The following is a 12,308-nucleotide window of genomic DNA, read 5'->3' as shown; positions in this document are numbered from 1 at the left end:
GAAGGGGCGCACTTCCGGTGGAAGTGCGCCCTTTCTTGGCTTGGCTGCTGCTGCTTGCTTGTTAGGCGAGCTTGTCGATGCCGGGGGTCAGCTTCTCCAGGACCCACGGGATGTCCAGGGCGGTCGGGTAGCGGAGGGCTGAGATGGTTTCCATGTCGACTGCCAGGTAGTTGCCGGACTTGACCTGGGTGACCAGCTGGTTGGACTCGAAGGCCTGCTTCAGGTCCGGGGTGGTGAAGGCGACGATCACCAGGTCTGCGGACAGCTTGTCGTACTGTTCCGGGTTCAGGGTGCCGGTCGGGCTGCCGGACTCGTTCTTCGTCGCGTCGGCCACGGTGGGGCTCAGGGTCAGGCCCGTCTGCTCGATGAGGCGGACGGCGAAGTCTTCCTTGGACACCAACGTGAACATCTTGCCGGGGGTGTTGCCGACCGAGGCGGTGAAGGTCTTGCCGGCGGTCTTCGGGTGTTCGGCCTTGAACTTGTCGATCGCCGCCTGGGTCAGGCCCACGAGCTTTTCGCCCTCGCCGATCTTGCCCAGGGCCTTCGCGACCACCTGGACGTGTTCCTGCCAGGTCTGCTTGCCCCAGTCGCTGGCGTAGCCGACGGTCGGCGCGAGCTTGGCCAGGTTCGGGTACTCCTGCTCCAGGCCGTAGGACGAGGTGGCCAGGATCAGGTCCGGCGCGTACTTGCCCACCTGCTCCGGGTCCACGCCGGCGGCGGCGTCGACGATCTTGGTCTTGGTCGGGTCGAGCTTGCCCTTGAGCCAGCTCGGGACCGCGTCGCCGCCGGACTTGTTGAAGAACGCCACCGGGGTCACGCCCAGGGCGATGGCGGCGTCCAGGTCGTCGGTGGCGGTGCCGACGACGACGACCTTGGTCGGCTCCTTGGGGATCTCGGCCTTGCCGAACTTGTGCTCGATGGTCACCGGGAAGGCCGTGGAACCCGCGCTCGACGGGGACGTCGTCTGCGTGGAGGCGTCCTGCACGTCGCCGCACGCGATCAGGCCGAACCCGAGCACCGTCGCGAGCGAACCCGCGGAGAAGGCCCGGAACGCTCTGCCGGACAGACGGACCCTGCGAGACATGGCAACACCCTTTCGGTGGACGGACACGAGGCGCCGCAAGTGAAGCAAGGCTTACCTAAGAAAGCAATGCGCGACACTGCGACGCGGATCACGTCCACCGGGTCAGTGCAGGTTGAGGGCTTGGCGCACCACCGCCTTCATCCGCTCACCGGCGCCCCGGGGCGGCGCCTCGGTCACGCGTTCGCGGAGCACGTCCAGGCCCTCGCCTTCCAAGCGGTCGAAGCCCTCCGGGCGTCCGCTCATCGCCAGCACCAGTGGTTCGGCCTCGCCGCGCACCGTCGGGCCGGTGCCGTGCGACCAGCCCGTGTCCACCGCTTCCAGGTGCAGGCCGTGCAGCCGTGATCCCATCGAGAAGCCCGGCGACGGTCGTTCGGCGAGGTGTTGGAACACCACGTGCAGCCGGTCCTCGGGGATGGTGCGCTCGATGCCCAGCGGCATCCGGACGTCCAGGTCGTGCAGGACGATGTCGGCGAGGACCGGCTCGAAACCGGCCCGGGGGATGGTCGTCCTGGACCCGGCCCACTTGCGCAGGCGGGCGGCGACCTCGGCGGTGGACAAGCGGGCCTCGCGGGCGGTGAGCTTGCGGTTGTACTCGTCGAAGTTCGCCGCTGTCGTGACGATCGCCCAGTACAGCTTGGCCTGCCCGAACCTCAGGTAGGTCACCAGGTGCGCGCCCACGTCGTGGATGGTCCACCCGGCGCACAGGCTCGGTGTTCGCGCCTGTTCGGGGGTCAGGCCTTCCAGCAGGTCAGCCATCCGGAGTCGCTCGTCGACGAGCATGTCGTAGACCGGCACCGGTCCACGCTAGGGCGGGGCGCGGGTGCTGCGCTTCTCGTGGATTGCCTCATTGCGCGCGGCCGGTGGTCCACGCGGCCAGGCCGGCTGCCGTGGGGGCCTCGCCGGGGAACGCGTCGGCCAAGGCGCGGACGTAGCTCTGGGCCTCGGGCGTGGTCAGGTCCGGTGGGCGTGACCACGGGGCGTGGTGGCCCTGGGTGAGGACGATCTTTGTGGAGGCCGCAGGATCGATGGGGATGTTGAGGCGGGCGGCTTCTGCGTGGATGACCTCTTCCGCTTTCAGGGAGCGGGCCGAGCGGTCGCTGACGATGGCGATCGGGCCTTGGGCCTTGGCGACCATCGTGCGGAGGGTGGCGGCGTCGGAGTCGGTCAGGGTGGGCCAGGGCTGGTCGGTCGGGTTGCCGGTGAGGAGGGAAGCCAGGACGGCGCTGACGTGTTCGGGGGCCTCGGAGCCGCGCACGTCGGGGCCGGTCCACGGGTCCTTGCCGGGGTCGACCGGCATGGTGGCGCGGACGCCGTCGCGTTCCAGCCACAGGGAACCGCGGACTTCACCCAGCCACACCAGTGCCCACCGGCCACTCGCGCCGGGGCGTTCCTCGGTGTCGACTAACGCGGTGGGGGAGTTGCCGACCTTGAGCGGACCGGCGGTGTGCACGAGGTTCCAGCCCGGTCGGTGCGGGACCACCAGGACGTCCACGGGACCGCCTCCGACCACGACCCGGGACAGCACGGGACGTCCGGACGGCGGGGTCACCAGGTGCCCGGCCACGGTGATCTGCGCCAGGCTCACCAGGAGCGCCACGCCCAAGCCGATGCCGACCGCCCGGACCATCACCGTGGGCGGGCACACCGCCAGCCACGCGACACCCGCGAATCCGGCCATCAGCACGACGTGCGCCCCGGCCAGCGGAGGACCGGCGAACCACAGCACGGCGGCGGTCGCGGTCATCACCACGGCCGCCACCACGCACCGGGCCACGCCGGGGAACCGGTCGCGCAGCAGCGGCGGCGTGCACAGGCACAGGAGCACGGCCGCCGCGGCGGGCGCGGGCAGCCACCGGGCGTCGGCGACGAGCAGCGAGACCACGCCGCCCGCCGCCGCCGCGCCGGTGACGACCTGCCGGGTGCGCGGACCGGTCGTGGAGAACGGGCGGGTCAGCGCCCAGCCCGCCGCGATGGTCACGGCGGCGAGCAGGACCAGCCGCAGCAGGGTGAAACCCAGGGGCAGGCCCACCGCCCCGCCGCCGTGACCGTGCACGGCTCAGACCGTCGCCGGCACCGCGCACGTGCACTGCATCTGCGCGCGTTCCTCAGGCGTCGGTCGCATGTGGAGCACCATCGCGACCACCATCGGCACGAACACGATGAAGTTGTAGAACAGGTGCAGTTCCACGCGCGGCACGATCAGCTGCACGATGCTCGTCGGCACCGGGCGGCCCAGCAGGTTCACGCCGGTGGACGACTGCGTGATCAGCAGCAGGTGCTCGATGTGGTGCCAGAACTGGAGCACCAGGGCGACGGTCCACCACGTGCGGGCGCGGCCGACGAAACCCTTCCGCAGCGCGAACAGCGCCACGATCATGATCAGCGCGAACCCGTAGTGCAGCACCTCGGACGAGATCAGCCACGGGAACCAGAGGCCCAGCACGCCCTTGGACTTCGGGATGGGCCAGCCCATCGCGTAGATCTGGAAGGCCTGGGCGAGGTGCTCGGCCCAGTGCGCCAGGACGACGAACAGGAACCCGTACAGGGCGAGCTTGTGGTGGCGGGTGTTGAGCGCCCCCGGCGCACCACCCGCGGTGTGCGAATGGACATGGGTGTCGGCCACAGATCCTCCCGGCTATTACCGGTCCACGGTCGGAACTTCCCGGTACGGGAACGCTACCTGCGCAGGTCAGCGGGGGAAACGCGGCGATGCGGAAACCGCAATCCGGAATAAGTGGGCGTTTTCTACGCGATGTTCAGCTCGGCGTCGGCGGCGGCCGGTTCGGGTGGCGCGAGGGTGCTCAGCAGGCACGCGAACCGCTCCCGGTCGCCCTGCACGGCGACCTCGCCGGCGGCTTCCGCCTCGGCCGGCGAGCGGGTGCCCCACACGATGCCGTGCAGGGTCGCCGGATCGGTGACCACGACCGCCTCCGCGCCGGCGGCCTCGCCCCGGCGGACCTCGATCGCGTTGTCGGCCAACAGGACCCGGAACCCGTCGCCGCCGACCCGCACGAACACGTCGGCGGCGCACCCGGCGGACAGGCGCGGGTCGAACAGGGTCTTGAACGCGAGCATCACGGCGTCCGCGCCGATGGCGGCGCGCCGGTCCAGCTCCGGTGACCGGCCGCCCCACCGGCCGAACCCGACGATCACCGGTTCCAGCTCGCGACCCCACTCGGTGAGGTCGTAGACGCGGGTGCGCGCGGGCGCCGGCAGCTTGCGGCGCCGGACCACGCCGACCCGCTCCAACTGGCGCAGCCGTTGGGACAGCACGTCCGGGCTCGCGCCCGGGACGCCGGCCCGCAGGTCGGTGAACCGCTTGGGACCGAACAGCAGTTCGCGGACCACCAGCAGCGCCCACCGCTCGCCCACCAGGTCGAGCGCGTGGGCGGCGGCACAGCTCTCCTCGTACTTGCGCTTGCTCGCCACGGGTACACCTGCCCAGGGTGGGGGGCCGTCTCGGGTGCCCGGCGGACCGGGCGGGCGAACCGGCCCGCCGCCCCAGGCGCGTGGGGCGGCGGGCGGTCTGCGGGCTACCGGGCGAACCGGTAGGAGCCGACGAGGGTGGCGTCGCTGAACGACGGCGGGCCGCCGACGCGGTCGCCGAAACCCTTCTGGAAGTCGGCGAAGGCGGCGACGTGGTCCAGCGGGTTCTCCTCGGTCTCGTGGATCACCACGTGCACGAAGGTCACCCCGTCGGCCAACCGGAAGGTCGCGTAGCGCATGCCGCCCGGGTCGTCGGCGTTGAGTTCGGCGAAGATGCGCTCCACCAACTCCTGGTTCTCGTCGGCGGCCTCGGTGTTCTTGGCCGTGTACTGGATCACGTGGGTGCTCATCGGGTTCCTCTCGGTGGTGTTTCGACGGGGAGCCGCGCGGGCCGGACCGCGCCGGCCCGCGCGACTCCGCGTGGCGGGCGTCAGTCCTTGGTGGACAGCGACGCCGCCTTCGCGTCCGCTCCGGCCGGCTCGGGGGATTTGCCGGGGAGCAGGAAGGAGGCGAGCAGGCCCAGCACCGCGAACACCGTCGCGACGAGGAACGCGGACTGGAGGCCTTCGGTCAGTGCGACCTTCGGGTCGTCGGTGGTCACGCGGCCCGCGACGGACAGGGCCACGGAGGTGACGATGGCGATGCCCAGGGCGCTGCCGATGTTGAACGAGGTGTCGACCAGGCCCGCGGCCAGACCGGACTCCTCCTCGGCGACGCCGTCCAGCGCCGCGATCTGCGAGGTGACGAACGCCGCGCCCATGCCGGGACCGAACACCAGCAGGCCCCAGAACAGGTCGCCCCAGAACGTGCCGCCGACCGACACCGTGATCAGCAGCGCGGTGCCGACGGCGATCAGCAGCAGCGCGGGGACGGCGATGGGCCGCAGGCCCAGCTTGGTGACCGCCGCCTGGCCCGCCATCGCGCCGACGATGGACATCACCGTCATGACCGCGCTGGTGAGGCCGAACTGGAGGGCCGAGTAGTCCAGCACCTCCTGCACGTAGATGGTCAGCGGGAACAGCATGCCGTCGACGGTGAGGCCGACCGCGAAGATCGTCAGGTTGCCCGCGGTGAGGTTGCGCAGCTTGAAGATCCGCAGCGGCACCAGCGGGGCCGACGACTTGGACTCGATCACCAGGAACAGCGCGACCAGCACGACCGCGGCGACGAGCTCCACGATGGTGGAGGTGGCGGCCCAGCCGACGTCGGGGGCGTTGACGATCGCGTGGATCAGCAGCACGAGCGCGGCGGTGATGGTGATCGCGCCGGCGGTGTCGAACCGGCGGACCGCGACCCGCTCCCGGGTCTCGCTGACCAGGGCGGGCACCAGCAGGAAGATCGCGATGCCGACCGGGATGTTGATGTAGAAGATCCACTCCCAGCTGATGCCGGAGGTGATCACGCCGCCCAGCAGCAGGCCGGCGGTGGCGCCGATGCCGCCCAGGGCGCCCCACACGCCCAGCGCCTGGTTGCGCTCGGCCGGGTCGCGGAAGGTGGACACCACGATGGACAGCGCGGTCGGCGCCATGATCGCGGCCGACACGCCCTGGATCGCGCGGCCGGCCAGCAGCACCCAGGCGTCCCAGGCCAGGCCGCACAGCAGTGACGACAGGACGAACAGGGCGACACCGGCGAGGAAGACGCTGCGTCGGCCCATCAGGTCGGCGACGCGGCCGAAGAACAGCATCAGGCCGCCGAAAGTGATGACGTACCCGGTGAGCACCCACTGCACGCCGGCGACGTCGAAGTTCAGGTCTTCCTGGATGGACGGGATCGCCGTGAGCACGATCGTCGCGTCGAGGATGACCATGAAGAACGCCGTGCCGAGCAGCGCCAGCGCCTTCCAGCGGCGCGGGTCCGGCGGCTCGACCGAGTCGGGCGTCGGTGGTGGCTGGTCGCTCCGTTGAGTGGACATCCGCTCTCCTAGGACTGGACGGTCCTTGCTGACAACTGTCGAGGTGGAACCCTACTAGCATCTAGTCCTAAAAGACAACTACTCGCGGAGGCGGGAGGACTTCCGCTGGTAGAGTGGGGTCATGGCGACCAAGCGCAAGTACGACGACGGGTGCGCGACCGCCCACGCGCTGGACCTGGTGGGGGAGCGCTGGGCGTTGTTGATCGCTCGTGAGCTGCTGTTCGGGCCGAAGCGGTTCACCGACCTGCGCACCGGCATGCCCGGCGCGAGCCCGAACGTGCTGTCCCACCGGCTGCGCGAGCTGGAGGACGTCGGCGTGGTCCGGCGCCGCAAGCTGCCGCCGCCCGCCGCCGCGTGGGTGTACGAGTTGACCGAGTGGGGCCAGGAGCTGGAGCCTGTCATCACCGCGCTCGGGCGGTGGGGTGGCCGGTCGCCGTCACTGCGCCACGACGCGACGATCAGCGTGGACTCCCTGATGCTCGCCCTGAAGACGCTGTTCGCCCCGGACCGGGCCGCTGGCTTCACCGCGGACCTCGTGCTGCGGCTGGGCGAGGACTCGTTCCGGGTGCAGCTGTCCGCGGACCGGATCTGGATCCTGCGCGGCGAGCTGGACCACCCGCACGCGGTCATCGAGACCGACCCGTCGACGCTGAACGCGCTGATCTGGAGCGGGCGCGGGCTGTCGGAGGCGATCGCCTCCGGCGACCTGAGGCTGACCGGCAGCCGCGAGCGCGTGGAACGCTTCCTGGGTCTGTTCCCGCTGCCCGAGCCCGCCGTGGTGGCCTGACCACCCCGGCGGGGCTCGGCGCGGGGTCACACCGGCGTGAGCCGGAACAGCCGGGCGGTGCGGCCCGAGCGGGCCGCGTACCGGTCGTAGACGGGAGCGGCGCCGCTGCGCACCAGTTCGGCGCGCGCGGCGGCCACCTCGTCCTCATCTTGCAGCAGGTGCGCGACCACCGGCACCACCCGGCCCCGGAAGACGACCTCGGCGCGCGGTTCGCGCAGCAGGTTCGTGCTCCACGCCGGGTGGTGCGGCCGTCCCCAGTTGCTCGCGACCACGTACCAGGAACCGCCGTGCGGGAAGCACAGCAGCGGCACCTCGCGGGGCAGGCCGGTGCGACTGCCCCGCGTGGTCAGCACCAGGGACGTGAACATCAGCTGGCTCGGGATCACCCGTCCGGCGGTCAGCCGCGCCACCGCCAGGTCCACCCGGGGCAGCACGCGCGGGCCCCAGCGGGCGAACGGCCGGCTGCGGGCGACCGCCCGGATCAGGGGGTGGACCGTGCGGGCCACCGGTCGCTCCCCGTCGTCACCGGGGCGGGCGGTTTGCCCGCCCGCAGCACGCGCAGCAGCGTGCCGGGCTTCATCATCGTCGGCGGCGCGTCGATCAGGCCCGCCACCCGCAGGAACGCGTTGGACAGGTGCGGGTCGCGCGGCGCGCCCGCGTGCAGCCGCGCCAGGTAGGCGTTGACGAACCGCACCTTCGGCGTCCGCTTGCCCTCCACGCCCGGGAACGCCAGGTCGCCGGTCGCCGCGATCTCCCACGGGTTGTCGATGACCTTCGCGATGTCGGCGAACCACCGGCGGAAGTGCGGCACCGAGCCGCGCCGCAGGTTCTCCCGCAGCTTGAGCACCTCCAGCGCGGCCACCGTCATGCCCTGCGCGTACACCGGGTTGAAGCTGGTCGCCCCGTCGCCCAGCACCAGCATCCCGGCTGGGAACCGGGTCAGCTTCTCGTAGTGGCGGCGCACGCTCGCCGGGTACCGGATGGCCGTCGGCGTGTCGATGCGCTCGGCGTCGCGGACCCACTCGTGGATCTCCGGGACCGGCAGCGTCTTGGCGTAGGCCAGGAAGCCCTCCTGGTCGGTCGGCGGCTGGTCGCCCAGGATGCCGGTCAGCGACAGCTGCCAGCGCCCGCAGGCCCGGGAGAACACCGCGCCGCGCGGGTGGCCGGGCGTGGCGACCGGGATGCTCGCCAGGTCCTCGCCCAGCAGGTCCTCGGGCAGCCGGAAGTGCTGGGTCACGTAGCTCAACCCGATCTTGATCTTCTCCTCGGGCGCGCGCTCGTACCCCAGCTCCTCCAGCCACGCCGGCGTCCGCGACCCGCGGCCGGTGGCGTCGAGCACCAGGTCGGCCTCCAGCACCTCGGTGCTGTCGTCGGCCTGGTCGCGCACCCGCACGCCGGTGACCCGCTCGCGGTCGTCGGTGGTGACCAGGCCCAGGATGTCGGTGCGGTCCCGGAAGACGACGCCGGGCAGCGCCGCCGTCCGGGTCCGCACGTGGCCCTCCAGCAGGGGCCGCACCAGCGACACGACCACCAGTCCGGTGTGGACCTTCGCGATCTGCCTGCCGTTGAAGATCCAGCGCAGGTTGTCGCCGAGGTCGCCGACCGGCATGCCCAGCGCGACCAGCTCGTCGGTCAGCCCGGGGTACAGCTCCTCCAGCACGCGCAGGCCGCGCGCCAGCAGGGCGTGCGCGTGCCCGCCCTGCCGCACGCTGTTGCGCGGTGACCCGCTGACCTCGGACAGGTCGTCGCGGTCGACCACCACGACCTCGCTGTAGAACTCGGCGAGCACCCTCGCCGCCATCAGACCCGCCATGCTCGCGCCCAGCACCACGGCGCGCTGACCCACGTCGGCCACGACACCACTCCTCACCCGGCAGAACGTTCGAAGGTCACGGCGCCGGGCATAAGACCCGTTGCGCGCCAGGGGTTCTCGTCAGGCGGACACGGCCGCCGCCGCGGCCCGCGTCAGCGCGGGGCGGCCCAGGAGCAGGTCGGCGGCCTTCTCGGCGATCGCGATGGTCGGCGCGTTGGTGTTGCCGCGCACCACGGTCGGCATGACCGAGGCGTCCACCACGCGCAGGCCCTGGACGCCCTGCACGCGCAGCTCCGCGTCCACGACAGTGCCCATCGCGCACGTGCCCGCCGGGTGGTACATGGTCTGGGTCGCCCGGCGGACGTGCTCGCGCAGGTCGGCGTCGGACTCGGACGCCGGCGCGCCGACGTGCCGCTCGGTGTAGGGGGAGAGCGCCTTCTGCCGCCCGATCTCCAGGCCCCGCCGCACGCCCTCGACCATCGCGCGCATGTCCGCGTCGTCCTCGTAGTAGTTGTGCTGGACCTTCGCCTTGGCCGTCGGGTCGCCGGACGCGATCGTCACGCTGCCCCGGCTGCCCGGCGTCAGCAGGCACGCGCCGTAGGAGATGGCGTGGTCGGTCGGCGCGCCCAGCCCGCCGTCGGCGAACATCACCGGACCGGCCAGGAACTGCATGTCCGGCGCGGCCAAGCCGTCGGTCGAGCGGAAGAAGCCGCCCGCCTCGCCGATGTTGGAGGTCAGCGGACCGGTGCCGTGCTCGACGAACTCCTGCGCGTAGCGCGGGTCGCCCGCGATGAGCAGGCTCACCGGCTGGGAGTGCGCGAACACCAGCATCACGTGCGGGTGGTCCTGGAGGTTCTGCCCGACCAGCGGCTGGTCCAGCACCACCGGGACGTCCAGCGCGCGCAGCAGGTCCGCCGGGCCGATGCCGGACAGCTGGAGCAGGTGCGGCGAGTTGTAGGCGCCGGCGGCGAGGACGACCTCGCGCTCGGCCCGCAGCACGATCTCCTCGTCCAGCCGGGCGCCGACGATGCCGGTCGCGCGGTCGCCGTCGAAGGTCACCCGGTGCACGTCGACGTTGGTCATCACGGTCAGGTTCGGCCGCGACATCGCCGGGTGCAGGTAGGCCACGGCGGCGCTGCACCGCTTCCCGTCCCGCTGGGTCACCTGGTAGAGGCCGAACCCGTCCTGCTCGGCGCCGTTGAAGTCGTCGTTGGCGTGGTAGCCGGCCTGGAGCGCGGCCTCGACGAAAGCGGTGGACATGACGTTGCGGGACCGGCTGTCCGACACGCCCAGCGGCCCGCCGACGCCGTGGTACTCCGACGCGCCGCGCTCGTTGTCCTCGGCGCGGATGAAGTAGGGCAGCAGCTCGTCGTAGGACCAGCCCGGCTGCCCCCAGGCGTCGAAGTCCGCGCGGTTGCCGCGGATGTAGATCATCGCGTTGATCGAGCTGGTGCCGCCCAGCACCCGGCCGCGCGGCAGGTAGATCCGCCGGCCGCCCAGGTGCGGCTCGTCGTGGGTGTCGAGGTCCCAGTCCAGCCGGGTGCGGAAGAGCTTGCCGAACGCGGCGGGCACGTGCACGTTCTCGGAGGTGTCCGCCGGACCGGCCTCCACCAGGCAGACCGAGACGTCCGGGTCTTCGGTCAACCGCGCCGCCAGCACGCAGCCCGCGGAACCGGCACCGACGATCACGTAGTCGTACATCCGCTTCTCCTCTTCGGCGTGGGACTGCCGCAAAGAATGGCGAAAGCGGCGGATCGGAACATCTTCGAAAATGCGCGGGAGCCCCATTTCTTCGAGAATGCGCAGTTGTTGCCGATTGCTGTCGGGCGGGCTGCGCCGCTCGCTAGGTTGGGTCATCCCGACCGAAAGGCAGCACGCGCATGCAACCTTTCCGCATCGAAATCCCACAAGCCGACCTGGACGACCTGAACCGCCGGCTGGACAACACCCGGTGGCCGGACGAGGTGCCTGGCGCGGGCTGGGCGCGGGGCGTGCCCGTCGGCTACCTCAAGGACCTCGTCGAGCACTGGCGCACCCGCTTCGACTGGCGCGCGTGGGAGACCACGCTCAACGAGCTGCCCCAGTTCACCACCGAGATCGACGGGGCGAACATCCACTTCGTGCACGTCCGCTCACCCGAGTCGAACGCCACCCCGCTGGTGATCACGCACGGTTGGCCGGGCTCGTTCGTGGAGTTCCTGGACGTCATCGGCCCGCTCACCGACCCCGCCGCACACGGCGGCGACCCGGCCGACGCCTTCCACCTGGTCATCCCGACCCTGCCCGGCTTCGGCTTCTCCGGCCCCACCGGCGAGGCGGGCTGGGACGTCGACCGCGTGGCGAGGGCGTGGCAGACCCTGATGGCGGAGCTGGGCTACGACCGCTACGTCGCCCAGGGCGCCGACTGGGGCAAGCTGGTGACCCTGGAACTGGCCCGCATCGACCCCGAACACGTGGCCGGCATACACCTGAACATGCTGGTCACCTTCCCGCCGCCGGACCCGTCCGAGATGGCGGGCCTGGCGGAGGCCGACATGGGCCGGCTGGGCAAGCTCCTGTACTTCGACCTGGAGGGGTCGGGGTACATGAAGATCCAGGCCACTCGGCCGCAGACGCTGGCGTACGGCCTGACCGACTCGCCGGTCGGGCAGCTGGCGTGGATCGCGGAGAAGTTCCTGGAGTGGACGGACTCCCACCTGGCCCCGGAGGACGCGGTCGACCGGGACAGGCTGCTGGCCATCGTCTCGATCTTCTGGCTGACAGCGACAGCGGGCTCCTCGGCACAGCTGTACTACGAGTCGACGGACCGCACCAACCAGAACGTGGCGGCCCGATGGGCGGGGCCGTGGCCGATCACGGTGCCGGCGGGCGTGGCCGTCTTCCCGCACGACCCGGCACCTCCGGTGCGGCGCTTCGCGGAGAAGATCCTGCCGACGATCACGCACTGGACCGAGTTCGACCGGGGCGGGCACTTCGCGGCGTTCGAGGAGCCGGACCTGTATGTGGAGGACGTCCGGGCCTTCTCGCGGTCCTTGAAGCAGGGCTGAGAAGAAGTTCGGATTTCGGGAACGCCGCCGGCGGCCACGCCTCCGGCGGCGTTCTCACGCGCGCACAGCGCCGTTTTCCGCGCCCAACGCCGCGTTCTCCCGCGCGCAGCGCGGTTGTTCGCGCGCGGAGCGCGCGGTAGGTGTTACCTACAAGTGGAGGGCCTCGGTTCCCCCAC

At 71.4% G+C, this 12,308-nt stretch carries 12 protein-coding genes; 2 read left to right on the top strand and 10 right to left on the bottom strand.

What is annotated here, in order from left to right:
* Positions 1–61: 61 nt before the first annotated feature.
* The 7 genes from WBN91_RS25020 to WBN91_RS24990 form a co-directional block, all read right to left on the bottom strand.
* Positions 62–1,084, bottom strand: a complete 1,023-nt coding sequence (locus WBN91_RS25020) for an ABC transporter substrate-binding protein (protein WP_337726823.1) — start codon at positions 1,082–1,084, stop codon at positions 62–64.
* A 102-nt stretch (positions 1,085–1,186) separates the two neighbouring features.
* Complete coding sequence (locus tag WBN91_RS25015; RefSeq protein WP_337726822.1) at positions 1,187–1,879, bottom strand: maleylpyruvate isomerase family mycothiol-dependent enzyme; 693 nt, start codon at positions 1,877–1,879, stop codon at positions 1,187–1,189.
* A 49-nt stretch (positions 1,880–1,928) separates the two neighbouring features.
* On the bottom strand, positions 1,929–3,137 hold the full coding sequence (locus tag WBN91_RS25010; RefSeq protein WP_337726821.1) for a DUF6239 family natural product biosynthesis protein: 1,209 nt from the start codon (positions 3,135–3,137) through the stop codon (positions 1,929–1,931).
* 3 nt (positions 3,138–3,140) lie between these two features.
* Positions 3,141–3,707 (bottom strand): hypothetical protein, encoded by a 567-nt coding sequence (locus WBN91_RS25005; RefSeq protein WP_337726820.1) that lies wholly within the window; start codon positions 3,705–3,707, stop codon positions 3,141–3,143.
* Positions 3,708–3,829: 122 nt separating this feature from the next.
* On the bottom strand, positions 3,830–4,513 hold the full coding sequence (locus tag WBN91_RS25000; protein WP_337726819.1) for a winged helix-turn-helix transcriptional regulator: 684 nt from the start codon (positions 4,511–4,513) through the stop codon (positions 3,830–3,832).
* A gap of 104 nt (positions 4,514–4,617) precedes the next feature.
* On the bottom strand, positions 4,618–4,920 hold the full coding sequence (locus tag WBN91_RS24995) for a hypothetical protein (protein ID WP_337726818.1): 303 nt from the start codon (positions 4,918–4,920) through the stop codon (positions 4,618–4,620).
* Between the two features lie 80 nt (positions 4,921–5,000).
* Complete coding sequence (locus WBN91_RS24990) at positions 5,001–6,485, bottom strand: MFS transporter (RefSeq protein WP_337726817.1); 1,485 nt, start codon at positions 6,483–6,485, stop codon at positions 5,001–5,003.
* A gap of 121 nt (positions 6,486–6,606) precedes the next feature.
* On the opposite strand from WBN91_RS24990, the gene WBN91_RS24985 reads away from it, so the two are divergent.
* The gene (locus tag WBN91_RS24985) at positions 6,607–7,272 is read left to right on the top strand and encodes a winged helix-turn-helix transcriptional regulator (RefSeq protein ID WP_337726816.1); all 666 of its coding nucleotides are present in this window, start codon (positions 6,607–6,609) and stop codon (positions 7,270–7,272) included.
* A gap of 26 nt (positions 7,273–7,298) precedes the next feature.
* Here the strand turns inward: WBN91_RS24985 and WBN91_RS24980 are convergent, their stop codons facing one another.
* The 3 genes from WBN91_RS24980 to WBN91_RS24970 all read right to left on the bottom strand — a co-directional run bounded on the left by WBN91_RS24980 (position 7,299) and on the right by WBN91_RS24970 (position 10,786).
* Positions 7,299–7,778 (bottom strand): nitroreductase/quinone reductase family protein, encoded by a 480-nt coding sequence (locus WBN91_RS24980; RefSeq protein WP_337726815.1) that lies wholly within the window; start codon positions 7,776–7,778, stop codon positions 7,299–7,301.
* Positions 7,754–9,085, bottom strand: a complete 1,332-nt coding sequence (locus tag WBN91_RS24975; RefSeq protein WP_443217796.1) for an FAD-dependent oxidoreductase — start codon at positions 9,083–9,085, stop codon at positions 7,754–7,756. Before WBN91_RS24975 ends, WBN91_RS24980 begins: the two co-directional genes overlap by 25 nt.
* 120 nt (positions 9,086–9,205) lie before the next feature.
* Positions 9,206–10,786, bottom strand: coding sequence for a GMC family oxidoreductase (locus WBN91_RS24970; RefSeq protein WP_337726813.1), 1,581 nt, complete (start codon positions 10,784–10,786; stop codon positions 9,206–9,208).
* 179 nt (positions 10,787–10,965) lie between these two features.
* Here WBN91_RS24970 and WBN91_RS24965 point away from each other — a divergent pair, with 179 nt between their 5' ends.
* Positions 10,966–12,132 carry an epoxide hydrolase family protein gene (locus WBN91_RS24965; protein WP_337726812.1) on the top strand — a complete coding sequence of 389 codons (1,167 nt, stop codon included), beginning with the start codon at positions 10,966–10,968 and terminating at the stop codon, positions 12,130–12,132.
* The last annotated feature ends 176 nt before the right edge of the window (positions 12,133–12,308 follow it).

Source organism: Saccharothrix sp. CCNWYY140 (genome assembly GCF_037401995.1).
Classification (GTDB): Bacteria; Actinomycetota; Actinomycetes; order Mycobacteriales; family Pseudonocardiaceae; genus Actinosynnema.
This window is presented reverse-complemented; position numbering and strand designations above follow the sequence as displayed.